This is a genomic window from Burkholderia anthinoferrum, from assembly GCF_002925705.1.
Taxonomy (GTDB): domain Bacteria; phylum Pseudomonadota; class Gammaproteobacteria; order Burkholderiales; family Burkholderiaceae; genus Burkholderia; species Burkholderia semiarida.
Genome location: NZ_LFZP01000001.1, coordinates 116372 through 142697 on the forward strand (window position 1 = coordinate 116372; position 26326 = coordinate 142697).

The window sequence follows — 26326 nt, forward strand, 5'->3', positions numbered from 1 at the left end:
ACCGGCATGCACGATGTCGTCCCGGGCATGCTCGCGCCGGCAATATCGTCGCGGTCCGTCCGGATGCGGCTCCACGACGCACCCTCTACGCACCCTTCACTCAGCGCAACGGCAGATGAATCTCGGTGCGCAGGTCGGCCGGCGCCGCGTCCATCGGCGTATTGAGGTACAGCTCGAACGGCGGCGCGTCGGCGGCTTCGCGGCCCGAGTGACGCAGCCAGTCGCCGTAGAGCCACTGGTAGGCCGTTTTCAGGTCCGCATACGGCCCCGTATGCAACAGCACCGCGTATTCGCCGCCTGCGATCGTCGCACGCTCGACCGGCGCCACGGGCGCGACGTCCGGCGCGCCGTCGGCCGGCATCAGGCACGCTTTCGCGCGCAACTGTGCTTCGGGCGTCGTGTCCGGATCGTCGTAGAAAATCCCGATCATCTTCGCGCCCGGGCCGATCAGCCCGTGCTGCCCGGCCCACGCGCCGATCCGGCCGAACGCGTCGCCGATCTTCATGTACGCGCCGGTGTGCGCGACCGCGTAGCCGCGCAGTTCCGGCAGACGCCGGATCTCGACTTCATGCTTGAACATGTCTTCCTCTCCTCGCTGTAGTGGATAAATCGGCCGGTGTGTGCCCGTGCGGCGATGCTCCGCCGGCAACACGCCGTACGCGTCGCGAAACGCCCGCGCGAACGCGTGCGTCGACCCGTAGCCCGCGCGCCGCGCGATCTCGTCGAGCGGCCGCGCGGTGCAGACCAGATCCTCGGACGCCCGCACGATCCGCATCCGCCCCACCGTCAGCACGATCGATTCGCCGTACAGCGCGCGGTAGACGCGCTGCCAGTGATACGGCGACAGGCACGCGACTTCGGCGAGCCGGTTCAGGTCGAGCGGGCCGTCGAGATGCGCGCCGATGTACGCGTGAACACGCGCCACGCTGGCCGCGTAGCGAGCCCACGCGGGCGGATCGGTTTTCGTGTCGGCTGGGGGCATCGGCGTGTCCGGGCTGGAACCGACGCCACGGTAGCACGGGCCGAATGGACAAATCTTGCGGAAATGCGTAGCCGTCCGAATTCCGTCCCCTTTTTATTTCAACGAAATGGGGTCTTGTCCCTCCGCGATCTATGACTAAAGTTAAAGACGGTGAAATCGGATGAGCGCGTCATTTTTCTCAGGTAAGTTGCTCCGGCGGCAACGCACGTTTTTCGAAGTACGCAGGTAGTTCGTCGATGTTCAATCGCAACGCCACGTTTTTCGGGAGAAGAAGAAATGGATGCTTCCAGCTTCATCACGTCGCTGCAGGCCACGCTAGGCGGATACCTGCCCAAGATCGCCGGCGCGATCGGCATCCTGGTGATCGGCTGGCTGATCGCCGTCGCGGTGCGGGCCGGCGCGCTCCGGCTGCTCAACGCGCTGAAGGTCGATCAGCGGATCACCGACAGCACCGGCCAGGGCGCGTGCGTCGAGCGCATCATCGCCGGCGGCCTGTTCTGGCTCGTGCTGCTCGTCACCGCGGTGGGCATCTTCAACGTGCTCAACCTGTACGCGGTCTCCAATCCGTTCTCGCTGCTCGTCACGCACATCGTCAACTACCTGCCGAACCTGATCGGCGGCGCGGCGCTGACGCTGATCGCGTGGCTGATCGCGTCGCTGCTGCGCAGCCTCGCGAACCGCGCGCTGAAGGCGAGCAAGGTCGACGCCACGCTGTCCGAAAGCGCCGGCATGCAGCCGATGAGCGGCTATCTCGGCGACGTGCTGTTCTGGCTCGTGATCCTGATGTTCCTGCCGGCGATCCTCGCGTCGTTCGCGCTGTCGGGCCTGCTGTCGCCGGTGCAGGGGATGGTCGACAAGCTGCTCGCGATCGTGCCGAACCTTTTCGCGGCCGCGGTGATCGGCTTCGTCGGCTGGGTCGTCGCGCGCGTGCTGCGCGGCCTCGTGACGAACCTGCTGGTCGCGGCCGGCGCCGACCGCCTCACCCAAGGAATCGACAGCCCGACGCCCGTGCGCGTGTCGAGCCTGATCGGCACGATCGTCTACGTGTTCGTGTTCGTGCCGACGCTGATCTCCGCGCTCGACGCGCTGAAGATCGACGCGATCTCGATCCCCGCGACCAACATGCTGAACCAGTTCCTCGGCGCGGTGCCGGACATCGTCGCGGCGATCGTGATCGTGCTGGTCACGTTCTACTTCGCGCGCTTCGTCGCGTCGCTCGCGCAGAAGCTGCTGGAAGCGGCCGGCGTCGACGGGCTGCCGGCCGTGCTCGGCGTCGAGCGCGTGTTCTCGGGGATCCTGCAGCCGTCGGTGCTGGTCGCGCGGCTGATCGTGTTCTTCGCGATGCTGTTCGCGTCGGTCGAGGCCGCGAACCGGCTCGGCTTCACGCAGGTGCGCGACGTCGTCACGTTGTTCATCGAATTCGGCGGCCACGTGCTGATGGGCGGCGTGATCCTCGTGATCGGCGTATGGCTCGCCGGGCTCGCGCGCCGCGTGATCGAGCAGGCCGACCGCGAGCACAGCGTGCTGTTCGCGCGCATCGCGCAGTTCGCGATCCTCGGCCTCGTGTTCGCGATGGGGCTGCGCGCGATGGGCATCGCGAACGAAATCGTCCAGCTCGCGTTCGGCCTCGTGCTTGGCGCGATCGCGGTGGCCGTTGCGCTGTCGTTCGGCCTCGGCGGCCGGGAAGCGGCCGGCAAGCTGCTCGACCGCTGGTTCAACCAGCGCGGCGGCGGCCAGTAAGGCCACTCGACACGGCCGATCCGGCCCGCATCGCGCGGCCCGGATCGGCGTGGCAACGCGCGCGGCCGGCGTTACCGCAAGCGTTACCGCGAGCGTTACCGCGAGCGTTACCGCGAGCGTTACCGCGAGCGTTACCGCGAGCGTTACCGCGAGCGTTTCCGAAAGCATTTCCGCAAGCGAAATGTCAGCCGCGATCTTTGCCGAATTTCGATAACACGTCGTTTAATGACTCTCTAGCATCGATTCTCAGTCGCGCGGGCCCGCAGGCCCGGCGCCCTTGAGGAGAGAGTCCGATGAAAGCAGAGTCGAATGGCCGGCCCGCCGCCGGCGCCAAGTCCGCCGGCCAGCCCGCGCTGCAGCAGACGCTCGGGACCTGGCAACTGTGGGGCATCGCGGTCGGCCTCGTGATTTCCGGCGAATACTTCGGCTGGAGCTACGGCTGGGCGAGCGCGGGCACGCTGGGTTTCGTGATCACCGCGCTGTTCGTCGCGGCGATGTACACCACCTTCATCTTCAGTTTCACCGAGCTGACGACGTCGATCCCGCACGCGGGCGGCCCGTTCGCGTATGCGCGCCGCGCGTTCGGCCCGACCGGCGGCTATCTGGCCGGCGCGGCGACGCTCGTCGAGTTCGTGTTCGCGCCACCCGCGATCGCGCTCGCGATCGGCGCGTACCTGCACGTGCAGTTTCCGGGGCTCGAACCCAAACACGCGGCGATGGGCGCGTATCTCGTATTCATGGCGCTGAACATCGTCGGCGTGCAGATCGCGGCGACCTTCGAACTCGTCGTCACGCTGCTCGCGATCTTCGAGCTGCTGGTATTCATGGGCGTCGTGTCGCCGGGCTTCGCGTGGAGCAATTTCACGAAGGGCGGCTGGTCGGGCGCCGACCATTTCAGCCTGGGCGCGTTCCACGGGATGTTCGCGGCGATTCCGTTCGCGATCTGGTTCTTCCTCGCGATCGAGGGCGTCGCGATGGCCGCGGAGGAAGCGAAGAACCCGAAGCGCTCGATTCCGATCGCGTACGTGGCCGGGATCCTGACCCTCGTCGCGCTCGCGATCGGCGTGATGGTGTTCGCCGGCGGCGCGGGCGACTGGACCAAGCTCGCGAACATCAACGACCCGCTGCCGCAGGCGATGAAGTACATCGTCGGCGCGAACAGCGGCTGGATGCACATGCTGGTGTGGCTCGGGCTGTTCGGGCTCGTCGCGTCGTTTCACGGGATCATCCTCGGCTATTCGCGCCAGATCTTCGCGCTGGCCCGCGAAGGCTATCTGCCCGAATGGCTCGGGAAGGTGCATCCGCGCTTCAAGACGCCGCATCGCGCGATCCTCGCCGGCGGCGTGGTCGGGATCGCCGCGATCTACAGCGACGAGCTGATCCAGTTCGGCGGGCAGACGCTCACCGCGAATATCGTGACGATGTCGGTGTTCGGGGCGATCGTGATGTATATCGTCAGCATGGCGGCGCTGTTCAAGCTGCGCCGCTCGCAGCCGAACATGGCGCGGCCGTTCCGCGCGCCGCTGTACCCGATCTTCCCGGCGTTCGCGATCCTGGCGGCGCTCGTCTGCCTCGGTACGATGGTGTATTTCAACGGGCTGGTCGCGCTGGTGTTCGTCGGCTTCCTCGCGGTCGGCTACGCGTACTTCCTCGCGACCCGTTCGCAGCGCGCGAGCGCCCCCGGCGACGCGTTGCTGGAGGAGTGAGCAGGATGACGACGGTGAACGTGAAAGGCCGTTCCTGACGGCATCCGGCGCGCCCCGTCGAACGGGCGCGCCGTCGGCTTTTGGCAAGGAGATTCGAACGATGTCCTATACGGAGACGATCGGTCCGCGCACGTACCGCTTCGCGGACCTGAAGACGCTGCTCGCGAAGGCGAGCCCGCTGCGTTCCGGCGATCAGCTCGCCGGCGTCGCGGCGGCGAGCGAGGAGGAGCGCGTCGCCGCGAAGATCGCGCTCGCGGGCGTGCCGCTGAAGGCGTTCCTGAACGAAGCGGTGATCCCGTATGAAGACGACGAGGTCACGCGCCTGATCATCGACGATCATGACGCGCACGCGTTCGCGGAGATCTCGCACCTCACCGTCGGCGATTTCCGCAACTGGCTGCTGTCGCCCGCGGCCGACGGCGCGGCGCTCGAGCGGATCGCGCCGGGCCTCACGCCGGAGATGGTCGCGGCCGTGTCGAAGCTGATGCGCAACCAGGACCTGATCGCGGCCGCGAGGAAGCGCCGCGTGGTCACGCGCTTTCGCAACACGGTCGGGCTGGCCGGCCGGATGTCGGTGCGGCTGCAGCCGAACCACCCGACCGACGACGTGAAGGGCATCGCCGCATCGATGCTCGACGGGCTGATGTACGGCTGCGGCGACGCGATGATCGGCATCAACCCGGCCACCGACAGCCTCGCGGCGATCGTGAAGCTGCTCGCGATGATCGACGGTTTCCGCGAACGCTACGGCGTGCCGACCCAGTCGTGCGTGCTCACGCACGTGACCAACACGATCGCGGCGATCGAGAAGGGCGCGCCGGTCGATCTCGTGTTCCAGTCGATCGCGGGCACCGAGAAGGCGAACGCGAGCTTCGGGATCTCGCTCGCGCTGCTCGGCGAGGCGCGCGAAGCCGCGTTGGCGCTGAAGCGCGGCACGGTCGGCGACAATCTGATGTACTTCGAGACGGGCCAGGGCAGCGCGCTGTCGGCGAACGCGCATTTCGGCGTCGACCAGCAGACCTGCGAAGTGCGCGCGTATGCGGTCGCGCGCAAGTTCGAGCCGTTCCTCGTGAACACGGTGGTCGGCTTCATCGGGCCCGAATACCTGTACGACGGCAAGCAGATCATTCGCGCGGGGCTCGAGGATCACTTCTGCGGCAAGCTGCTCGGCGTGCCGATGGGCTGCGACATCTGCTACACGAACCACGCGGAAGCCGACCAGGACGACATGGACACGCTGCTGACGCTGCTGGGCGCGGCCGGCATCAACTTCATCATGGGGATTCCGGGCGCGGACGACGTGATGCTGAACTACCAGAGCACGTCGTTCCACGACCAGCTCTACGTGCGCGAGGTGCTCGGCCTGCGCCGCGCGCCCGAATTCGAGGAATGGCTGGAGACGATGGAGATCGCCGACGCGCACGGCGCGCTGCGCGCGGCGTCGGCACGCGTGCCGCTGCTCGCGGGCGCGAACGACTGGATGGGGATTTCCGCATGAGCGACGCCGTCGAGAAGAATCCGTGGGCGCAACTGAAGTCGTTCACGAACGCGCGGATCGCGCTCGGCCGTGCGGGCAACAGCCTGCCGACCGCGCCGCTGCTGGCCTTCAACCTGTCGCATGCGCAGGCGCGCGACGCGGTGCACCAGCCGCTCGACGCGGATGCGCTGCGGCGCGAGATCGAGGCGGCCGGCCTGCTGCCGACGCTGCGCGTGCAGAGCGCCGCGCCCGATCGCGACCATTACCTGCGCCGGCCCGATCTCGGCCGCAAGCTGTCGGACGACAGCCGCGGGCTGCTGGCCGGCTACGGGGCGGCGCTCGACGAGGCGCCCGACGTCGTGTTCGTGGTCGGCGACGGGCTGTCGGCGTTCGCGGCCGCGAAGCAGGCGCTGCCGCTGTTGCAGGCCGTGCGGCCGCGGCTCGACGCGGACGGCTGGCGGATCGGCCCGGTGGTGGTCGCGACGCAGGCGCGCGTCGCGCTCGGCGACGAGATCGGCGAGCTGCTGCGCGCGAAGGTGGTCGCGGTGCTGATCGGCGAACGGCCGGGGCTCAGCTCGCCGGACAGCCTCGGCGTGTACCTGACGTGGGCGCCGAAGGTCGGCTGTCACGACGCGCTGCGAAACTGCATCTCGAACGTACGGCCCGAAGGGCTGCCGCACGCGGCCGCCGCGCACAAGCTGCATTACCTGATGACGCATGCGCGCAGGCTCGGGCTGACGGGCGTCGGGCTGAAGGACGACAGCGACGCGCTGCTGCCGCCGGCGCAGGCGGAGCGGATCGGGGCGACTACCTGAACAGCCGCTCGCACAGGAAATCGACGAACACGCGCAGCTTCGGCGACAACTGCCGGCTCGACGGCCACACGATCGAGAACTGCCCCGGCGCGATCCGGTAGGCGTCGAGCACGGTGACGAGCGCGCCCTGCTCGAGCGCGTCGCGCGCGAGGAAGTCGGGCATGTAGCCGATGCCGAGCCCCGCGAGCACGGCGCCGCGCAGCGCCTCCATGTTGTTGCAGGTCATCGCGGTGCGCAGTGCGAGCGGCGTGCCGTCGTCGGCCGCGAGCGCCCAGTCCTGCAGCTTGCCGGTGGTCGGGAAGCAGTAGCGCACGCAGTCGTGCGCTTCGAGTTCGCGCGGCGTGCGCGGCGTGCCGGCCTGCGCGAGATACGCGGGCGTCGCGCATAGCACGAACGCGAACGGGCCGAGCCGCCGCGACATCAGGCTCGAATCGGACAGCGGGCCGCTGCGGATCACCGCGTCGAAGCCGCCTTCGACCACGTCGACCATTCGGTCGTTGAAATCGAGATCGAGCTCGACGTCCGGATAGCGCCGCCGGAATTCGGGCAGCACCGGCAGCAGGAAGCGGTAGCCGATCACCGGCAGGCTCACGCGCAGCTTGCCGCGCGGGCGCTGCGCGGACGCCGTCACGGTCGCCTCCGCGTCGCGGAAATCCTCGAGGATCCGCTGGCAGCGCTCGTAGAAATGCCGTCCCTCGTCGGTGAGGGTCACGCGTCGCGTCGTGCGGTTGAACAGGCGCACGCCGAGCGACTGCTCGAGCTTCGCGATCGTCTTGCCGACCGCCGACGCCGAGATACCGAGCGTGCGGCCGGCCGCGACGAAGCTCAGCGCTTCGGCGGTGCGGACGAACGCGACGATGCCGGTGAGGTTTTCCATCGAATGAGGGGCGTGCGGCGACGCACGCCAGCGGGTCAATTGCGGAATTTTAGTCCGTTATATGCGGAGCTTTGCGTGGTTTTTCGTGAATTGAATCCGATTTATCTTCTGTCGCTCTGATGGCGCATCCGCGCCGGCTTTTCGAGGAGCGATGATGGATCACCCTGTTTCTACTGCTGCAGCCCTGGCCGCGCGCCGGCACGCATGGGTGCTGGCCGCCGTCTGCATGGCCGCCGTCGCGCTGCCGCTGTCGTTTTCCGGCGGTGCGGTCGCGACGCCGGCGATCGGCCGCGACCTGCACGGCAGCCCGGTCGCGATGAACTGGATCACCAACGCGTTCATGCTCGCGTTCGGCAGCTTTCTGATGGCGTCGGGCGCGCTGGCCGACCAGTTCGGCCGCAAGCGCCTGTTCGCGATCGGCGTCGGCGGCTTCACGCTGATGTCGGTCGCGCTCGCGTTCGCGCCGTCGATGCTCGCCGTTGACTTGCTGCGCGCCGCGCAAGGGCTCGCGGCGGCCGCGGCGCTGGCCGGCGGCACGGCCGCGCTCGCGCAGGAATTCGACGGCGCGGCGCGCACGCGTGCGTTCAGCCTGCTCGGCACGACCTTCGGGATCGGGCTCGCGTTCGGGCCCGTGCTCGCCGGCGGGCTGATCGGGCATTACGGCTGGCGCGCGATCTTCGTGACGAGCGCGGTGGCCGGCGTGCTGTCGCTCGCGTTCGGGCTGCCGCGCATGCACGAGTCGCGCGACCCGCACGCAACGGGGCTCGACTGGCCCGGCACGGCCGCGTTCACGGCCGCGCTGACGCTGTTCACGTTCGGCGTGATCGAAGCGCCCGCGCGCGGCTGGTCGAGCCCGCTCGTGATCGCGTTGCTGGCCGGCGCGGCGCTCGGCGCGTGCGCGTTCGTGACGATCGAGACGCGCGTCGCGCGGCCGATGCTCGACCTGTCGCTATTTCGCATCGCGCGCTTCGTCGGCGTGCAGGTGCTGCCGGTGTCGACCTGCTGCTGCTACATCGTGCTGCTCGTCGTGCTGCCGCTGCGCTTCATCGGCATCGACGGCTTCAGCGAGATCGACGCCGGCTGGCTGATGCTCGCGATCTCCGCGCCGATGCTCTTCGTGCCGCTCGTCGCGGCGACGCTCACGCGCTGGCTGTCGGCTGGCGTGATTTCGGGGCTCGGGCTGCTGGTCGCGGCGGGCGGGCTCGTGTGGCTCGGCATCGCGCTGCGCGGCGGCGCGGGGCCGGCGGCGATCGCGCCGATGCTCGCGATCGGCGTCGGCGCCGGCATGCCGTGGGGGCTGATGGACGGGCTGTCGGTGAGCGTCGTGCCGAAGGAGCGCGCGGGGATGGCGACGGGCATTTTCAGCACGACGCGCGTGGCCGGCGAGGGAATCGCGCTGGCGATCGTCGGCGCGGTGCTGGCCGCGCTCGCCCAAACGGGCCTCGTGCAGGCGGCAGGAGCTGTCGGCGCGCCGGACGCGACGCTGCGCGCCGCCGCGCGGCTTGCGACCGGCGATCTCGCGGGCGCGGCTGCCGCGTTGCCGGGTGTCGGCCGTGCCGCGTTGATCTCGAGCTACGCGCACGCGTTCGACCGGCTGCTGATCGGGCTGGCCGTCGTCACGGTGCTGTGCGCGGTGGTGGTGTTCGGGTTCCTCGGTGGGCGGCCGGTTGCCGACGAAGCGGGCGACGACGCGGACGGCCGCGCGCATGCCGAGGCGTCGGCGCGCGGCCGCGTCGCGCCGGCCGGTGCGGAGACGCATGGGCGTTGAGCGTTGCAGCGCGGTGATTCGGCGGGTCGGCGGGTCGGCCCATCGACTCATCGGCGCATCGGCGTATCAGCACATCAGCACATCGGTCGACGCAGCCGCCGTACCCGCATGGTCCTCCGTCGATGAGCGCGTCACCCGCCGCGCATCACGCCAGCACGAGCGGCGGCAAGTCCGCATCCGTTCGCGCCTGCGCGCATTCCACGTCGATCACCAGACACCGCAGCGCATCCGGCCACAGGTCCGCGTGGCGTCGCGCATCCTCGTCGAGCGTCGCGCGGCCCTGCACGAGCCAGGTCGTCTGGCGCACGAAATCGACGAACAGCAACGCGATGGCCGGATTCACCAGCAGGTTGCCGATCGTGTTGAGCAGGTTGTTGCCCGCGAAGTCGGGCAGCACCAGCGTGCGGCGGTCCGGGATATCGACGAGCGGCGTGAACGAACCGTCGGCGCGCGGCTGGCGGCCGCGATACGAACAGTCGCCGTTGCCGGCCGCGTCGGCGGTCGCGACGATCAGGAAAGCCTGCTCGCGGATGAACGCGATGGCGTCGTCGGTCAGGGGGCCGCGATCGTTCATGGTGTCGGTCGGCGCGTGCGCCGTGGCGTGTGGATCCGCAACAAGCACGCAAGCGACATGCCACGCGACGCGGCGTTCTGCGCGTGCAGCGCCCAGCCGCGCACTGTGGAAATTCCGAACACCGGCCGCAGCGCTGCGCAACCGCGGTGTTCAGAATCGGTACACCCGTCGTGTTGCTTGCGTGAACACCGCACGGTGCGCACGCGCGCCGGCCGCGATCGACATGCTCCCGTTCCGTTTGGCACGCATGTTGCGTAAACGGGATCAGCGCATTCCAACCGGCGCTGTACTCACACAAGCACGATGAACAGGAGACATGTATGAACCCGTTTGACCTGAAACAACTGGGCCTCGACGTCGAATACCCGTACCGCCAGCAATACGACAACTACATCGGCGGCAAGTGGGTGGCGCCCGTGAAGGGCGAGTATTTCGAGAACGTGTCGCCGATCAACGGCCAGCCGTTCTGCCGCGTGCCGCGCTCCGGCGCCGACGACATCGAGCTGGCGCTCGACGCCGCGCATGCCGCGCGCCGCAAGTGGGGCAAGACGTCGGTTGCCGAACGCGCGAACCTGCTGCTCGCCGCCGCCGACCGGATGGAAAAGAACCTGAAGCTGCTGGCCGTGGCCGAGACGATCGACAACGGCAAGCCGCTGCGCGAGACGATGGCGGCCGACCTGCCGCTCGCGATCGACCACTTCCGCTACTTCGCGGGCTGCATCCGCGCGCAGGAAGGCGGTATCTCCGAAATCGACGACAACACCGTCGCGTACCACTTCCACGAGCCGCTCGGCGTGGTCGGCCAGATCATCCCGTGGAATTTCCCGCTGCTGATGGCCGCGTGGAAGCTCGCGCCCGCGCTCGCGGCCGGCTGCTGCGTGGTGATGAAGCCGGCCGAGCAGACGCCCGCATCGGTGCTCGTGCTGATGGAACTGATCGGCGACCTGTTCCCGGCCGGCGCGATCAACATCGTGAACGGCTTCGGCAAGGAAGCGGGCGAAGCGCTCGCGACCAGCAAGCGGATCGCGAAGATCGCGTTCACGGGCTCGACGCCGGTCGGCAAGCACGTGCTGCGCGCGGCGGCCGAAAGCCTGATCCCGTCGACGGTGGAACTGGGCGGCAAGAGCCCGAACATCTTCTTCGCCGACGTGCTCGACCAGGACGACGCGTTCCTCGACAAGGCGCTCGAAGGGCTCGCGATGTTCGCGCTGAACCAGGGCGAAGTGTGCACGTGCCCGTCGCGGATCCTGATCCAGGAATCGATCTACGACCGCTTCATCGAGAAGGCCGTCGCGCGCGTCGAGCGCATCAAGGCCGGCCACCCGCTCGACATGCAGACGATGATCGGCGCGCAGGCGTCGCAGCAGCAGCTCGACAAGATCCTGTCGTACATCGACATCGGCCGCGGCGAAGGCGCGCAATGCCTGACGGGCGGCGAGCGCACGGCGCCGGCCGCCGAACTCGGCACGGGCTACTACGTGAAGCCGACGATGCTGCTCGGCAACAACAAGATGCGCGTGTTCCAGGAAGAGATCTTCGGGCCGGTCGCGTCGGTGATGACGTTCAAGGACGAGCAGGAAGCGATCGAACTCGCGAACGACACGTTCTACGGGCTCGGCGCGGGTGTGTGGACCCGCAACGGCACGCGTGCGTACCGCATGGGCCGCGAGATCGAGGCCGGCCGCGTGTGGACCAACTGCTATCACCTGTATCCCGCGCATGCGGCGTTCGGCGGCTACAAGCAGTCGGGCATCGGCCGCGAGACGCACAAGATGGCGCTGTCGAACTATCAGCAGACGAAGTGCCTGCTGGTCAGCTATCAGGCCGAGGCGCTCGGGTTCTTCTGATCGCCGAAGCCGTGGCGACGTGTCGTGGCCGGTCGGGCCCGGCACGTCGCCCGGTTCGATTTCCTTGTTCGACAGTCAGCGCCGGCTGCGTTTCCCTGCACGGCCGGCGCCGGCAACGCCGCCGGCTGCCGCCTGTTCGCGGCGGCACGGTGCGCCGATGCATGCAACCGCTCCCAGCATGGCAGAACCGCCCCGATCCTTTCCGCGCCACCCGGTATTCCATCCGGGCGAACTCGATGCGCAGCACCGCTTCGGCGTCGCCGACGAAGCCGAGCGGATGAGCGACGCCGTGACCACGCGGCTGAGCGTCGGCGTGCGGCAGTTCGTCGAATCGCAGCCGTTCATGTTCGTCGGCATGGCATCGGGCGCCGGTGCGTCGATGACCTGCGACATCGTGCAGAGCCGGCGCGACGCGAACGGCGATCTGCTGCCGGTGGTGCGCGTCATCGACACGAAGACGCTGCGCTTCGCGCTGCCCGCCGCGCATGACGGCGACGGCGCCCGGATCGACGCGGCCGCCTGCGACGGCCGCGGCGTCGGATTGCTGTTCGTCGATTTCGTGCGCGGCCTGCGCTACCGGATCAACGGTCGCGCCACGCTGCGCGCGGATCTGCCGGAAGCGGACGCGGCGCCGTGGGCGGCCGGCAGCGCGATCGTCGAACTGGCGATCGCGCAGGCATACGGCAATTGCGGTACGCGGGTCGTGCGGCTGAGGCCGGCCCCGTAGCCGGCCCGGTACCCGGCCTGCGTATGGCGGCGCGCATGCGCGGTGGCCGCGCGGAGCGCACCGGCGGCGTGCGCGGCATGCCGCGTTCGGGTGCGCCCGCATGGCGCCCATCGGCCGGACAGCGTGCAATGGCGGATGGTTCGCCGGGCCGTGCGGTTCGGCACGGGACTTGCGTGATACGCAGGGTTCCGCGCAGGTGAGGGAGGACACGATGAATCGACATGTGGCGTGTACGGAGGAGCCGACCGCCGAAGACACGCGGCGCAGCGCGCAGGGCGACGACGCGTTCGCCGGGCAGGCCGTCGTCAGCGTCGCGCACGATGCGGACGAGCAGGCGCGCAACCTGATCGGCTGGCGGCAGACCTACGACCAGCTCGCGGCCGGCCGCTTCGTCGGCACGCTGACCGAGCTGCCGCTCGACACGATGAAGCTGTTCCGCGAATCGACCAGCCACCTGCTGCGCCAGGCCTGCGAAGTGCGCGGCGATGCGTACTGGTTCGGCATCCCGCTCGTGTGCGACGGCTCGGCGCGCGTCGATGCGTGCCGCATCGGCCCCGGCGCGCTCGCGTTCCGGCCCGGCAACGTCGAATTCGAACTGGTGACGCCCGCGCAGTTCTCGATCTACGGCGTCGTCGTGCGCGGCGACGTGCTGCGCCGCTACGCGGAGGAAGTCGAGCACCGTGCGCTCGACGAGCGGCTGTTCACGCAGCGCGTGATGCAGGTCGGCGACGCGCGGCTCGCGCATCTGTGCGCGCTGCTCGGCCGCCGGCTCGACGGCGCGGTGGCGATGGCCGGCCCGCTGCCCGATGCGCAGCGCGACGATCTGCAGGCCGAAGTGCTGGCCGCGCTGTTCGATGCGTGCGCGCAACCGGCCGACGACGGCAGCGGCGCCGCGCCGTCGACGCGCCGCTGGATCGTCGACCAGGCGCGCGACTACGTGCTCGCGCACCGCACGCGCCCGGTGGGCGTGCCCGAGCTGTGCGAACAGTTGCACGTGAGCCGGCGCACGCTGCAATACTGCTTCCAGGACGTGCTCGGGATGGCGCCCGCGACCTACCTGCGCACGCTGCGGCTGAACGGCGCGCGGCGCGACCTGTGCGGGCGCGCGGCCGGCTCGGTGCAGGACGTCGCGGAGGCGTGGGGCTTCTGGCATCTGAGCCAGTTCGCGACCGATTACCGGCGCCTGTTCGGCAAACGGCCATCCGAGACGCTGCGCGATCGCGCGTGACGCGTTCGGCGCGGTGAGCCGGGCGGCCGGCGCGGCGCTCGCGGCGGTGGTGGTGCCGCGCGCGCTGTTGCCGGTTCGATCGTTCCGCGCGCCGCCGCGCCGGCTTCGCTCAGGCGGCCGGTGCGAGCCTGGCGGGATCAGCCGGGCAGCCGAAGCGGCGCCCGTGCCGGCGCAGTGCGTGTGCCGCTGCCGATTCGATCGCCACGCTCGCCGACGCGCCGACTTGCTCAGGTGGCCGCTGCCGCCGCGTCGCGCGGCGCGGGCCACGCCAGCGCGTCCCAGTCGATTGCACGGTAAGCGGCGTCGACCGCCGCCAGATCGTCCGGCTGTTCGCTGCGATGCAGCCCGTGCAATTCGGCCGGCACGTCGAGCGTGACCGGCACGCAATGCGGATAGTCGCGCACGCGCAGCGCCGGCCCGATCGTCGTGAAGCACGCGAGCGTCGGCACGTCGAAACCGTCGGCGAGATGCAGCGCCGCCGTGTCCGGCGCGAACAGCAGGCTCGCGCCCTTGATCCACGCGATGAAGCGCGCGGTGTCGGTCGCGTGGCGGCTCACGTCCACGTAAGCCGGATGCGCGATCGGGCCGAAGCCGACCACCGGCAACCCGTAACGTTGCGCGAGCCGTTCCACGAACGCGACGCGCAACGCGGGCGGCACGCTGCGCACCGCGGTGCTCGCATTCGGGCAGAACAGCACGTAAGGCCGCCGCCATTCGGCCGGCAGCGCGGGCAGCGGCAGCCGCGCGAGCCAGCGGTTGCGTTTCCCGGCGGCCGGCACGGCGGCCGGATCGACGCCGAGCGCGTCGAGGAAGAAGTCGATCATCGGCAGCCGCGCGAATGCGGGCCAGTACAGGTGATTGCCGACGTCGATGCGGTGCGCATCGGCAGGCAGCGCTTCGGCAGGGCACGGCAGCGCGCGCGACGGCGCGACGACGTCGGCCGCGAGCGCATACAGCGCCTCGACATAGCGCGGTGCGCGCGCGGGCCGGTACAGCGTGAAGCGCAGGCCCGGATGGGCCGCACGCAGCGCGGCGACGGCCGTCAGCCCGATCACCGAATCGCCGAGCGCGACGCCCATCCCGTTGATCACGTGCACGTGCCGCGCGTCGCCGTAATCGAGCCGGAACGGCCGGTGCGCGGCGTGCAGCAGGCCGAGTGCGGATGCGGCAGGCACGTAGCCGTCGGCGCGCTCGTCGCCATGCTCGAGATCGTACGGCGCGACGAGCGTGCCGTCGGGCGAGAGCAGCGTGCCGGGGCAGGCCAGTGCGTCGTGGTGCGACAGCACGGCGGCGGGCGGTGCGGCGTGCATGTCCATCGCCGTCATGCGCCGCGCGCGCGGCGGCCTTGCTCGCGGATTTGCTCAAGTGTCGCGGCCGGCGTGCTCGCGTCCTGCGGGATGCGGATCTCGATCACCGCGGGCAGCCCGCACGTCAATGCGCGTTCGAGCGCGGGCGCGAAATCGGCGGTGCGCTCGACCGTCTCGCCATGCGCGCCGAACGCACGCGCATAGGCCGCGAAATCCGGGTTCGTGAGCCCGGTGCCGTGCACGCGGCCCGGGTAGTTGCGCTCCTGATGCATGCGGATCGTGCCGAAATGGCCGTTGTTGACGACGATCGCGACGATGTTCAGCCCGTATTGCATCGCGGTCGCGAGCTCGTTGCCGGCCATCATGAAGCAGCCGTCGCCGGCGAGCGCGACGACGGCGCGCTGCGGATACAGCGACTTCGCGGCGAGCGCGGCCGGCAGCCCGTAGCCCATCGCGCCGCTCGTCGGCGCGAGCTGCGAACGGAAGTGCCGGTACGCGAAGTGGCGATGCAGCCAGATCGCATAGTTGCCCGCGCCGTTGGTCAGGATCGCGTCGTGCGGCAGGCGCTCGCGCAACTGCACCATCACGTCGCCGAGCTGCACGTCGCCGGGCATCGGCAGCGGCGCATGCCATTCGCGGTATGCGCGGTGCGCGTCGGCGGCCGTACCGGCCCACGCGGGCCGCTCGGGCGGTTCGAGCGCGGCCAGCGGCGCGGCGATCTCCGGCATGCCCGACACGATCGGCAGGTCGGCGGCGTACACGCGGCCGAGTTCGTCCGCGCCCTGGTGCACGTGGACCAGCGTCTGGCGCGTCTTCGGGATGTCGAGCAGCGTGTAGCCGCCGGTCGTCGCTTCGCCGAGGCGCGGCCCGATCACGAGCAGCAGGTCGGCGTCGCGGATGCGTTTCGCGAGCGCCGGGTTGATTCCGAGCCCGACGTCGCCCGCGTAGTTCGGGTGCGCGTTGTCGATCGTGTCCTGAAAGCGGAACGCGCACGCGACCGGCAGTTGCCAGCGTTCGACGAAGGTGCGCAGGTTCGCGCAGGCGTCCGGCGTCCAGCCGCTGCCGCCGACGATCGCGAACGGCCGTTCCGCGCGCGCGAGCCGCTCGCGCAACTCGTCGATCTGCGCGGCCGACGGCGCGGCCGCGATGCGTTTCGCGGCTGGCGCGACGGGCTGCGGCGCGCACGCGTCGGACAGCACGTCCTCCGGCAGCGCGAGCACGACCGGGCCGGGCCGGCCGGACGTCGCGACGTGGAACGCGTGGCTCAGGTATTCGGGAATGCGGCGCGGATCGTCGATCTGCGCGACCCATTTGGCCATCTGGCCGAACATCCGGCGGTAGTCGATTTCCTGGAAGGCTTCGCGGTCGAGGTGCTCGCGTGCGCACTGGCCGACGAACAGGATCATCGGCGTCGAATCCTGGAACGCGGTGTGCACGCCGATCGACGCATGGGTCGCGCCGGGCCCGCGCGTGACGAATGCGACGCCGGGGCGGCCGGTCAGCTTGCCGACCGCCTCGGCCATGTTCGCGGCGGCCGCCTCGTGGCGGCAGACGACCGTCTGGATGCGGGCGGTGTCGTCCGCCAGCGCATCGAGCACGGCGAGGAAGCTCTCGCCCGGCACGCAGAACACGCGTTCGACGTGATTGGCGAGCAACGCATCGACGAGCAAGCGCGCACCGGTGGTGGCGCGCGGCTCGAGATCCTTGGAATGCGACATGGGCTGCCGTCTCCCTGGGTAGCGGGACGTACAGCTTACGCCGGTTGGCGGCGCGCCGGTACGGCGGACGATGAAAAGTGTCGGAACGCTGGGCGGTTCGGCGAGCGCGCACCGGCTTCGGTTGGCCGACCGGCCAGCTTGTGCAGACTGGCGCGACGGCGGAAAGTGAGTGCTATGGATGGCGGGCTGACGCTTGTCTCGATCTGGAGCGGGGCATCCCAACTAACAATAAATTGGGATGCCACTCAATAGTAAAATTTCAGCGAATGCGTGGAGAAAGGGGCGAGAATCGCCATGACGACCGAAACGATTGATCAAAAGACGCTGACGGAGCTGGTCGCAGCCGGCGCGGTGCGTGCGGCCCGCGTGGTCGGTTGCGGCAACGGTTGGGCGTTCTCGGCCCGGTGCGGCGCACACGAACGTTTCCTGTCGGCCAAGCGCGGCGACGTGCGGGTGTTTCGCCGTTTTGAAACGCTGGTCGGCTTTCTGCGCGATATCGGTATCAGCCGATTCGATGTGGACGCGTCGGCATTCGACCCGGATGCGGCCGGCCGGGCGACCCGGCCCGATCGCGCGGCGGCGCTGAAGGCGGCACACGAGGCGGCGGCCCACGATCGCTGGTTTCGCGAGCAGGTGCAGCAGGCGCTGGACGACCCGCGTGCGTCGATTCCGGATGCCGAAGTCAGCGCCGACTTCGCGTCGCGACGTGCGGCGCTGCGTGACCGGCTTGCCGGCAAGCGCGGGGATGCTTCTTGACCCTTGCGTTGCACTGGAATCCGAAGGCGTACGAGGATCGCGCCGCGATCATGGACGCCATCGCCGAGGACGACCCGCTGGCCGCCCTCGAACTCGACGAACTGCTGGAAGAAAGGGCGGCGGCGTTACCGGCCCATGCCAAGTTGTATCGGCGAGGGCGGGTGGCCGGCACGCGTGAGCTGGTGGTCGCGCCGAACGATGTGCTCGTGTATCGCATCCGGCCGGCCGAGGGCATCGTGGAGATCCTCCGCGTGCTGCATGCGCGACGGCAATGGCCGTGACGCGCGTATTCACTGCCGGCTCGTCAGCCGAAGGAACACCTGTTATGTACACACATGGATTTACATCTCGGCCCGCATCGGATAATGTACATACAATGTACATCCGGGCGGAGATCGACATGCATACCACGAGGGTATTCAGAAACGGCAACTCGCAGGCCGTGCGTATTCCTGCGGACCTTGCCTATGAACGCAGCGATATCGAACTGGAAATCGAGCGGGTCGGTGACGAAATCCGCATTCGGCCGATGCGGCGGCCTCTGACCAACGTACTCGAGAAATTCGCGAAATTCGGGCCGGACTTCATGACCGAAGGGCGTGGCGACCATGAACAGGCCGAACGCGAGGGCTTGTGATGCCGCGCTTCATGCTCGACACCAACATGTGCATCTATCTGATGAAAAATCAGCCGGAGCAGGTCGCGAGACGATTTGCGCAGTGCTACACGGGCGACGTCGTCATGTCGGCGGTCACTTATGCGGAGCTCGAGTACGGCGTGACCGCATGCACGAGCCCTGCCCGCGAGCGCCGCAATCTCGCGGCGTTGATCGAGGATATTCCCGTCGCGCCTTTCGACGCCCCGGCCGCGCAAGCGTATGGTCCGATCCGCGAGGCCACCCGCGAACGGAAGAAGGATCACCTCGACAAATTGATCGCCGCGCATGCGGTGTCGCTCGATGTCGTCCTGGTGACCAACAACGAGCGGGATTTCGTCAGCTATCCGGGATTGCGCGTGGAGAACTGGCTGAACGATTAGTGCCGGGTGTCGAGCCCGGCGGCAATACGTCGGCCGACGGGCCTCGCATTGCCGCCGGGTCCCGCATCAGCACTCGACGATATTCACCGCCAGCCCGCCGCGCGACGTTTCCTTGTACTTGGTCTTCATGTCGGCGCCCGTCTCGCGCATCGTCTTGATCACCGAGTCGAGCGACACGTAGTGCGAGCCGTCGCCGCGCAGCGCCATGCGCGCCGCGTTGACGGCCTTGACCGACGCCATCGCGTTGCGCTCGATGCACGGGATCTGCACCATCCCGCCGACCGGGTCGCAGGTCAGGCCGAGGTTGTGCTCCATCCCGATCTCGGCCGCGTTCTCGACCTGCTGGGGCGTGCCGCCGAGCACGGCCGCGAGCGCGCCGGCCGCCATCGAGCACGCAACGCCCACTTCACCCTGGCAGCCGACTTCCGCGCCCGAGATCGATGCGTTGAGCTTGTACAGGATGCCGATCGCGGCGGCCGTCAGCAGGAAGTCGATCACGCCCTGTTCGTTCGCGCCGGGCGTGAAGCGCGTGTAGTAGTGGAGCACGGCCGGGATGATGCCGGCCGCGCCGTTGGTCGGCGCGGTGACGACGCGGCCGCCGGCCGCGTTTTCCTCGTTGACCGCGATCGCGTACAGGTTGATCCAGTCGATCATCGACAGCGGATCCTGCAGCGCGCGCTCGGGGCTGCCGGTCAGCGTGCGGTACAACTGCGGCGCGCGGCGCTTGACCTGGAACGGGCCGGGCAGGTTGCCGTCGGCGTCCGGGTTGCCGATCCCGCACCCGCGCGACACGCACGACTGCATCACGGCCCAGATCTTCAGCAGCCCGTCGCGCGTTTCTTCCTCGGTGTGCCACGCGCGCTCGTTTTCCCACATCAGTTGCGCGATCGACTTGCCGGTCGACGCGGTCAGCGCGAGCAGCTCCGCGCCGGTGCGGAACGGGTGCGTCATCTGCTCGGCCGCGCTCAGCACCTTCGTGTTCGGCGCGCCGGCCGTCACGACGAAGCCGCCGCCGACCGACAGGTACGTGCGCTCGACCAGTACCGCGCCGTTCGCATCGCTCGCGCGCAGCTTCATCCCGTTCGGATGTTCGGGCAGCGCCTGGCGGTAGAACGCGATGTGCTCCTTCAGCACGAACGGCACCGGGTGCGTGCCGAGCAGCGCGAGTTGCTTCGTCTTGCGGACTTCTTCGAGCCGCGCGTCGATCGTGTCGGGATCGACGGTGTCGGGCGCGTCGCCGAGCAAGCCGAGCATCACGCCGCGGTCGGTGCCGTGGCCCTTGCCGGTGGCGCCGAGCGAGCCGTACAGCTCGACCTTCACGTGAGCCGTCGCGTCGAGCAGCCCGTCGCGCTCGAGGCCCTGGACGAACATCAGCGCGGCGCGCATCGGCCCGACCGTATGCGAACTGGACGGACCGATGCCGATCTTGAAGAGGTCAAACACGCTGACTGCCATTTCGATACCTGCCTTGCTGTGAGAATGGTGCTAGCGCGCCTGCAATGGCAGGCACGCGGCGAGCCATGCGGGCGGCGTTGGGGAAAGCTGCTGCGCGACGCGGGCATAGCGCCCGTCGAGCCGCACGGCCAGATGAAAGAGTTCGGTGGCGTTTTTCGGGTCCCACTGCCCCGTATAACCCGGCAAGCCGGCCTCGCGGCGCTTCGCGTCGAACGGCACCGGCGAATTCACGAATTCCTCGTGGGTTTTCTCGCCGAGCGCGTACGGCACGAGCCAGTCGAGCGCGGCCGCGAGCGTCGCGCCGTTCGCGCCGCGCTCGCGCAGCCAGTTGCGGTTGAAGCGGCGCGCGGCGAGCGCGGCCGTCACCAGCGGCTGCAGATCGTAGACCGCGTAATGCAGCGCATCGCGTTCCTCGAAATCCCAGGTCTTGCCGTCCGGGCCGATGTTGTCGGCGAGATGCTCGACGAACAGCCGCTGTGCGGCGTTCATCATCTTGCGGTCGCCGAGCGTGAACGCGGACAACGCGATCAGCTTGATCCGGTGGCTCTGCCAGTTGTTGCGCCAGATGCCGGTGAGCGGGCGTTTCTGCGCGTCGACCTGCGCGACGTAGCCGGCGCCGAGCTTCGCGATGAACGCGGCCGTCGCGTTGCGCGTTTTCACCGGCAGCGCGCTCGCGGTCATGTCGTACGCGACGATCAGGCTGTCGAAGCGCGTCTCGTCGATCGGGTTGAAGCTCGGCTGGTAGGTCGAGACCCACGCGGACAGGAAGCGGTCGACGAGCTGCAGATAGCGCGGCGCGTTCGTCACGCGCCACGCGAGCGCCGCATCGCGCATCAGGTCCATGTCCTTGAGCGCGGCTTCACTCTGGTCGTGGATGCCTTCATGCGGCAGCGTGCCCTCGGTATGCACGCGCGCCATCGCCTTCGGCTGCTCGCCGATGCGTGCGTCGACGCTGCGGATCAGCGCCTGCACGCCCGGCTCGGCCTGCGTCGTCTCGCTTGCCTGCAGTGCGGGCGCCGCGCAGAAATTCATTGCCGCGCGCGCACTGCCGGACACGCCGAGGCCGGCGGCGGCCAGCGACAACGATGCGACGAGCATCGGCACGTAGCGGCCTGCGCGCACGCGCGGCCGCCGCGCGGTTGCGCCATGGCCCGGAAACATCGGACGCACCATGCGGAACTCCTTCATTGGCTGGATCGCGTGTGATGTTAGCCGGATTGGCGCGCAAGCGTGAAACGGTTGGCCGGGCGGCGAACGTAAAAACCGCACGCAACCGGTGGCTGCGTGCGGGGTGGTCACGGTCGGACGCTCCGGTGCGAGACGTGCGTTATGCGTAGTCCGACATCGGCACGCACGAGCAGAACAGGTTGCGGTCGCCATAGGCGTTGTCCGCGCGGCCGACCGGCGGCCAGTACTTGTTCGTGCCGAGCGACGCGACCGGGTACGCGGCCTGCTCGCGCGAGTACGCGTGCGGCCATTCGTTCGCGGTGACGACGGCCGCCGTGTGCGGCGCGTGACGCAGCGGGTTGTCCTCGCGATCGGCGCGGCCTTCCTCGACCGCGCGGATTTCCTCGCGGATCGCGATCATCGCGGCGATGAAGCGGTCGAGTTCTTCCTGCGATTCGGATTCGGTCGGCTCGACCATCAGCGTGCCCGGCACCGGGAAGCTCATCGTCGGCGCGTGGAAGCCGTAGTCCATCAGGCGCTTCGCGACGTCGTCGACGGTGATGCCGCTCGTTTCCTTGATCGGACGCAGGTCGAGAATGCACTCGTGCGCGACCAGCCCGCCCGGGCCCGAATACAGCACCGGGTAATGCGGCGCGAGGCGCTTCGCGATGTAGTTCGCGTTGAGGATCGCGGTTTCGGTCGCGGCGGTCAGGTTCTTCGCGCCCATCATCGCGATGTACATCCACGAGATCGGCAGGATCGACGCCGAGCCGTACGGCGCGGCCGACACCGCGCCGATGCCGTCTTCCGCGCGGGCGTAGCCGGTCGAGCGCTGGTTCGGCAGGAACTTCGCGAGGTGCGTGCCGACCGCCACCGGGCCGACGCCCGGGCCGCCGCCGCCGTGCGGGATGCAGAAGGTCTTGTGCAGGTTCAGGTGCGACACGTCGCCGCCGAACTGGCCGGGCGCGGTCAGGCCGACCATCGCGTTCATGTTCGCGCCGTCGACGTACACCTGGCCGCCGTGCGCGTGGACGATCTCGCAGATCTCGCGCACGTTCTGCTCGAACACGCCGTGCGTCGACGGATACGTGATCATGATCGCCGCGAGGTTCGCCGAATGCTGCTCGGCCTTCGCCTTCAGGTCGTCGATGTCGACGTTGCCCTGCGCGTCGCACGCGACGACCACGACCTTCATGCCGGCCATGTGCGCGGACGCCGGGTTCGTGCCGTGCGCGGACGCCGGGATCAGGCACACGTCGCGATGGCCTTCGCCGCGCGACGCGTGGTACGCGTGGATGATCAGCAGGCCCGCGTACTCGCCCTGCGAGCCCGCGTTCGGTTGCAGCGACACGGCCGCGTAGCCGGTGGCCGCGACGAGCATCTGTTCGAGCTGGTCGATCATCTCGCGGTAGCCGACGGTCTGCTCGGCCGGCGCGAACGGATGGATGCCGCCGAACTCGGGCCACGTGACGGGCAGCATTTCCGACGTCGCGTTCAGCTTCATCGTGCACGAGCCGAGCGGGATCATCGAGCGGTCGAGCGCGAGATCCTTGTCCGACAGGCTGCGCAGGTAGCGCAGCATTTCGGTTTCGGAATGGTGGCGGTTGAACACCGGGTGCGTCAGGTACGCGCTCGTGCGCTCGAGGCCGGCCGGCAGCGCGGCGACGCCGGCGAGGCCCGCGTCCAGCGCATCGACGGCCGGTGCCGTGCCGCCCGCGGCCTGCGCGAACACGTCGAGAAGATCGGCGAGGTCGTCGCGCGTCGTCGTTTCGTCGACCGACACGCCGACTTGCGTGTCGCTCACGCGGCGCAGGTTGATGCGCTTGGCTTTCGCGAATTCGTGGATCTGCGCGGTGCGCGTGCCGGTGTCGATCGTCAGCGTGTCGAAGAACGTGTCGTTGACGGTCGCGAAGCCGAGCTGCTTCACGCCGGCGGCGAGCAGCGCCGCGATGCGGTTCACGCGCAGCGCGATCGTCTTCAGGCCGTGCGGGCCGTGGTAGACCGCGTACATGCTCGCCATGATCGCGAGCAGCGCCTGCGCGGTACACACGTTCGACGTCGCCTTCTCGCGGCGGATGTGCTGTTCGCGCGTCTGCAGCGCGAGGCGCAGCGCGGGCTTGCCCTGCGCGTCGACCGTCACGCCGACGAGGCGGCCCGGCATCTGCCGCTTGAATTCGTCGCGTACGGCCATGTAAGCGGCGTGCGGGCCGCCGAAGCCCATCGGCACGCCGAAGCGCTGCGTGTTGCCGATCGCGACGTCCGCGCCCCATTCGCCGGGCGGCGTCAGCACGGTCAGCGCGAGCAGGTCGGCCGCGACGACCACGTGGCCGCCGGCCGCGTGGATCGCTTCGGTGAGCGCGCGGTAGTCGCGCACGTCGCCGTTCACGCCCGGGTACTGCAGCAGCACGCCGAACGCGTTCGCGTTCGCGGCGTCGGCGGCCGGGCCCGTCTTGACCTCGATGCCGATCGGCAGCGCGCGCGTGCGGATCACTTCGAGCGTTTGCGGCAGCACGTCGTCGGCGACGTAGAACACGTTCGACTTCGGCTTGCCGGTGCGCTGCAGCAGCGTCATCGCTTCGGCCGCGGCGGTGGCTTCGTCGAGCAGCGATGCGTTCGAGATCGCGAGGCCGGTGAGATCGGCCACCATCTGCTGGAAGTTCAGGAGCGCCTCGAGGCGGCCCTGGGAAATTTCGGGCTGGTACGGCGTGTAGGCCGTGTACCACGCCGGGTTTTCGAGCACGTTGCGCAGGATCACGGCCGGCGTGTGCGTGTCGTGGTAGCCCTGGCCGATATACGAGCGGAACACCTGGTTCTTGTCCGCGAGCGCACGCAGCGCGGCGAGCGCTTCGGCCTCGCTCTTGGGCTGCGCGAACGGGCCGAGCGGCAGCGTGTCGGCGCGGCGGATCGATGCCGGGATCACGGCGTCGATCAGCGCGGCGCGCGACGCGAAGCCGAGCGTGTCGAGCATGGCCTGCTGGCTGGCGGCATCGGGGCCGATGTGGCGTTCGGCGAACGCGTCATGCGTTTCGAGCGCGGCGAGCGAGAGGGGCGTGCGGTTCATCAGACGGTCCGGGTGTTCGAGCTTCATGGCGTGACTCTGGTCCCGCGCGCGCCGAGGCCGGCGCCGCGCGGTTCGGGTAGGGAAATTAGTCGATCAGCTTGCTGTAGGCGTCGGCGTCGATCAGCTTGTCGGTCGATGCGCCGGCCGCGAGCTTGATCTTGAAGAGCCACACGCCGTACGCGTCGCCGTTCACTTCTTCGGGCGCATCGGTGGCGGCTTCGTTGATGGCGACGATCTCGCCGGACACCGGCGAGTAGATGTCGGATGCCGCCTTCACCGATTCGACGACGCCGACGGCGTCGCCCGCGCTCACCGACTTGCCGACTTCGGGCAGCTCGAGGAAGACGATGTCGCCGAGCGTGCTCTGCGCGTGATCGGTGATGCCGACCGTCAGCGTGCCGTCCGCCTCGGTGCGGATCCACTCGTGTTCGTCGGTGTACTTCAGATCGGCCGGGACGTTGCTCATCGGATGCTCCTGGATAAAAGGGTTTGTTCGTTCTGCTGGCGCGCCGCCATGGTGCGCCGGATGGGGTTGCGCCGGGCGCCATCTCCCGGCTTGCCGGGAGGCGGCCTGCCGGGCCGCTTCTCGGTCGTTACGCAGCGAGGACCTTGCCGTTGCGCACGAACGGCAGTTTTACCACGCGTGCGGGAAGATGCTTGTCTCGAATTTGCACCTGGACGGTGTCGCCGATCTGGACGGCTGCCGGCACGCGCGCGAACGCGATCGATTCCTGCATCGAAGGCGAGAACGTGCCGCTCGTGATCTCGCCTTCGCCATGCGACGTGACGACCTTCTGGTGCGCGCGCAGCACGCCGCCCGCCTTGCCGTTTTCCTTCTGCAGGATCAGGCCGACGAACGCGGCGCGCGTGCCGTTGGCTTCGAGTGCGGCGCGGCCGACGAAGTCGCGCGGCGCGGTGAGGTCGACCGTCCACGCGAGGCCCGCGTCGAGCGGGGACACGGTGTCGTCCATGTCCTGGCCGTACAGGTTCATGCCGGCCTCGAGGCGCAGCGTGTCGCGCGCGCCGAGCCCGCACGGGCGCACGCCGTTTTGCTGCAGCGCATGCCACAGCGCTTCGACGTGCACGGCCGGGACGATCACCTCGAAGCCGTCCTCGCCGGTGTAGCCGGTGCGCGCGACGGTGAGATCGCCGAACGGCGTGCCGGCAACCTGCGCGGCGTTGAACGGCTTGAGCTCGCTGGTGGCCGCGCGGGCGGCGGGCACCGTCGCCCAGACCTTTTCACGGGCGTTCGGACCCTGGACGGCGATGATCGCGAAATCGCGGCGCGGCGCGATCGTCAGGCCGTAGCCGCCTTGCTCGTTCAGCTGGTTGAACCACGCGATGTCCTTCTCGGCGGTGCCGGCGTTGACGACCACGCGGAAGAATTCTTCGGTGAAATAATAGACGATCAGATCGTCGATGACGCCGCCCTGCGGGTTGAGCAGGCACGAGTAGAGCGCCTTGCCGGGCGTCTTGAGCTTGCCGACGTTGTTCGCGATCGCATGCTCGAAGAACGCGCGCACGCGGCTGCCGGTGAAATCGACGACGCACATGTGCGACACGTCGAACATGCCGGCGTCGGTGCGCACGGCCGCGTGTTCTTCGATCTGCGAGCCGTAGTTGACGGGCATGTCCCAGCCGCCGAAGTCGACCATGCGGGCGTTGAGCGCGCGGTGCGCGGCGTTGAGCGGGGTGTGATTCAGTGCAGTCATCGAGGCCTCAGGCAAGGCGCTTGCGCGCGGATCAGAACGGCCATGTGCCGACCGCCGCGGCCGATGGCCTCGAGCGATCCGGTACATGCCCCTCTGTCCTCGATACCTGAGAGATTGCGCTGCGGGCCAAGCCCGGCGAACGCGCGCCCCTTCGGTGGGCAGCTTGCCCGCGCAGCCGATGCGCTGCGGGCTACTGCCGCTCTCCAGAGTGCGGGGAGCGTATGGCCCGCGCAGTGCGCGGACGCGATTCCCCGACGCGGTCGGTCCTTTTGCCTGAGAGTTTGCGGGTGTGCCCCTTCGGCGGCGCAACCGGTGTCGGAACACCCGGTCACACGCTCTCCCGACGCGTGCGGGCGACTGTACGCGAGCGG

The 26326-nt window shown here is 69.1% G+C and carries 22 protein-coding genes and 2 riboswitches; of the genes, 12 read left to right on the plus strand and 10 right to left on the minus strand.

Annotation, left to right across the window (positions count from 1 at the left end):
• Positions 1–100: 100 nt before the first annotated feature.
• The gene (locus C5F75_RS00580; RefSeq protein WP_104011767.1) at positions 101–982 is read right to left on the minus strand and encodes an AraC family transcriptional regulator; all 882 of its coding nucleotides are present in this window, start codon (positions 980–982) and stop codon (positions 101–103) included.
• A 276-nt stretch (positions 983–1258) separates the two neighbouring features.
• Between C5F75_RS00580 and C5F75_RS00585 the strand changes: the two genes are divergently transcribed.
• From C5F75_RS00585 to eutC, 4 genes are all read left to right on the plus strand, one after another.
• Positions 1259–2722 carry a mechanosensitive ion channel gene (locus tag C5F75_RS00585; protein ID WP_059580558.1) on the plus strand — a complete coding sequence of 488 codons (1464 nt, stop codon included), beginning with the start codon at positions 1259–1261 and terminating at the stop codon, positions 2720–2722.
• Positions 2723–3015: 293 nt separating this feature from the next.
• A complete protein-coding gene (gene eat, locus C5F75_RS00590; RefSeq protein WP_059580561.1) occupies positions 3016–4428 on the plus strand; it encodes an ethanolamine permease in 1413 nt (470 codons plus the stop codon).
• A 100-nt stretch (positions 4429–4528) separates the two neighbouring features.
• The gene (locus C5F75_RS00595; protein ID WP_059580563.1) at positions 4529–5926 is read left to right on the plus strand and encodes an ethanolamine ammonia-lyase subunit EutB; all 1398 of its coding nucleotides are present in this window, start codon (positions 4529–4531) and stop codon (positions 5924–5926) included.
• Positions 5923–6720, plus strand: a complete 798-nt coding sequence (gene eutC / locus C5F75_RS00600; protein ID WP_059580566.1) for an ethanolamine ammonia-lyase subunit EutC — start codon at positions 5923–5925, stop codon at positions 6718–6720. Before C5F75_RS00595 ends, eutC begins: the two co-directional genes overlap by 4 nt.
• Here the strand turns inward: eutC and C5F75_RS00605 are convergent.
• On the minus strand, positions 6713–7597 hold the full coding sequence (locus C5F75_RS00605; RefSeq protein WP_059580572.1) for a LysR family transcriptional regulator: 885 nt from the start codon (positions 7595–7597) through the stop codon (positions 6713–6715). The genes eutC and C5F75_RS00605 overlap by 8 nt on opposite strands.
• 154 nt (positions 7598–7751) lie before the next feature.
• Between C5F75_RS00605 and C5F75_RS00610 the strand changes: the two genes are divergently transcribed.
• Positions 7752–9365, plus strand: a complete 1614-nt coding sequence (locus tag C5F75_RS00610; RefSeq protein ID WP_059580576.1) for an MFS transporter — start codon at positions 7752–7754, stop codon at positions 9363–9365.
• A 145-nt stretch (positions 9366–9510) separates the two neighbouring features.
• On the opposite strand, the gene C5F75_RS00615 is transcribed toward C5F75_RS00610, so the two are convergent.
• Complete coding sequence (locus C5F75_RS00615) at positions 9511–9939, minus strand: pyridoxamine 5'-phosphate oxidase family protein (protein WP_059580579.1); 429 nt, start codon at positions 9937–9939, stop codon at positions 9511–9513.
• A gap of 320 nt (positions 9940–10259) precedes the next feature.
• Between C5F75_RS00615 and exaC the strand changes: the two genes are divergently transcribed.
• From exaC to C5F75_RS00630, 3 genes are all read left to right on the plus strand, one after another.
• Positions 10260–11786, plus strand: a complete 1527-nt coding sequence (gene exaC, locus C5F75_RS00620) for an acetaldehyde dehydrogenase ExaC (RefSeq protein WP_059580582.1) — start codon at positions 10260–10262, stop codon at positions 11784–11786.
• A 178-nt stretch (positions 11787–11964) separates the two neighbouring features.
• Positions 11965–12513, plus strand: coding sequence for a hypothetical protein (locus tag C5F75_RS00625; protein WP_059580703.1), 549 nt, complete (start codon positions 11965–11967; stop codon positions 12511–12513).
• A gap of 211 nt (positions 12514–12724) precedes the next feature.
• Positions 12725–13741 carry a helix-turn-helix domain-containing protein gene (locus tag C5F75_RS00630; RefSeq protein ID WP_059580707.1) on the plus strand — a complete coding sequence of 339 codons (1017 nt, stop codon included), beginning with the start codon at positions 12725–12727 and terminating at the stop codon, positions 13739–13741.
• Between the two features lie 227 nt (positions 13742–13968).
• On the opposite strand, the gene C5F75_RS00635 is transcribed toward C5F75_RS00630, so the two are convergent.
• On the minus strand, positions 13969–15066 hold the full coding sequence (locus C5F75_RS00635) for a glycosyltransferase family protein (protein ID WP_059580585.1): 1098 nt from the start codon (positions 15064–15066) through the stop codon (positions 13969–13971).
• A complete protein-coding gene (locus C5F75_RS00640) occupies positions 15063–16766 on the minus strand; it encodes a thiamine pyrophosphate-binding protein (protein ID WP_059580588.1) in 1704 nt (567 codons plus the stop codon). The genes C5F75_RS00635 and C5F75_RS00640 overlap by 4 nt, the downstream gene beginning before the upstream one ends.
• Positions 16767–17060: 294 nt before the next feature.
• Here C5F75_RS00640 and C5F75_RS00645 point away from each other — a divergent pair, with 294 nt between their 5' ends.
• The 4 genes from C5F75_RS00645 to C5F75_RS00660 all read left to right on the plus strand — a co-directional run bounded on the left by C5F75_RS00645 (position 17061) and on the right by C5F75_RS00660 (position 18560).
• Entirely contained in the window at positions 17061–17522 is a 462-nt protein-coding gene (locus C5F75_RS00645; protein ID WP_059580590.1) for an antitoxin PaaA2 family protein, read from the plus strand.
• Positions 17519–17803, plus strand: a complete 285-nt coding sequence (locus C5F75_RS00650) for a type II toxin-antitoxin system RelE/ParE family toxin (RefSeq protein WP_104011768.1) — start codon at positions 17519–17521, stop codon at positions 17801–17803. The genes C5F75_RS00645 and C5F75_RS00650 overlap by 4 nt, the downstream gene beginning before the upstream one ends.
• Before the next feature lie 119 nt (positions 17804–17922).
• Entirely contained in the window at positions 17923–18159 is a 237-nt protein-coding gene (gene vapB, locus C5F75_RS00655) for a type II toxin-antitoxin system VapB family antitoxin (RefSeq protein WP_059580709.1), read from the plus strand.
• Positions 18159–18560: a type II toxin-antitoxin system VapC family toxin gene (locus C5F75_RS00660; protein ID WP_059580596.1), complete on the plus strand. Its 402-nt coding sequence runs from the start codon at positions 18159–18161 to the stop codon at positions 18558–18560. Before vapB ends, C5F75_RS00660 begins: the two co-directional genes overlap by 1 nt.
• A 66-nt stretch (positions 18561–18626) precedes the next feature.
• On the opposite strand, the gene C5F75_RS00665 is transcribed toward C5F75_RS00660, so the two are convergent.
• The 5 genes from C5F75_RS00665 to gcvT form a co-directional block, all read right to left on the minus strand.
• Positions 18627–20015 carry an L-serine ammonia-lyase gene (locus tag C5F75_RS00665; protein WP_059580598.1) on the minus strand — a complete coding sequence of 463 codons (1389 nt, stop codon included), beginning with the start codon at positions 20013–20015 and terminating at the stop codon, positions 18627–18629.
• Positions 20016–20045: 30 nt separating this feature from the next.
• Complete coding sequence (locus tag C5F75_RS00670) at positions 20046–21188, minus strand: alginate lyase family protein (RefSeq protein ID WP_059580711.1); 1143 nt, start codon at positions 21186–21188, stop codon at positions 20046–20048.
• Between the two features lie 154 nt (positions 21189–21342).
• Complete coding sequence (gcvP, locus tag C5F75_RS00675; RefSeq protein ID WP_059580603.1) at positions 21343–24270, minus strand: aminomethyl-transferring glycine dehydrogenase; 2928 nt, start codon at positions 24268–24270, stop codon at positions 21343–21345.
• Positions 24271–24328: 58 nt separating this feature from the next.
• Positions 24329–24709, minus strand: coding sequence for a glycine cleavage system protein GcvH (gcvH, locus tag C5F75_RS00680; protein WP_059580605.1), 381 nt, complete (start codon positions 24707–24709; stop codon positions 24329–24331).
• 127 nt (positions 24710–24836) lie between these two features.
• Positions 24837–25955: a glycine cleavage system aminomethyltransferase GcvT gene (gcvT, locus tag C5F75_RS00685; protein ID WP_059580608.1), complete on the minus strand. Its 1119-nt coding sequence runs from the start codon at positions 25953–25955 to the stop codon at positions 24837–24839.
• A gap of 83 nt (positions 25956–26038) precedes the next feature.
• A riboswitch (glycine riboswitch) is annotated at positions 26039–26172 on the minus strand.
• A 34-nt stretch (positions 26173–26206) separates the two neighbouring features.
• A riboswitch (glycine riboswitch) is annotated at positions 26207–26308 on the minus strand.
• Positions 26309–26326 lie beyond the last annotated feature (18 nt).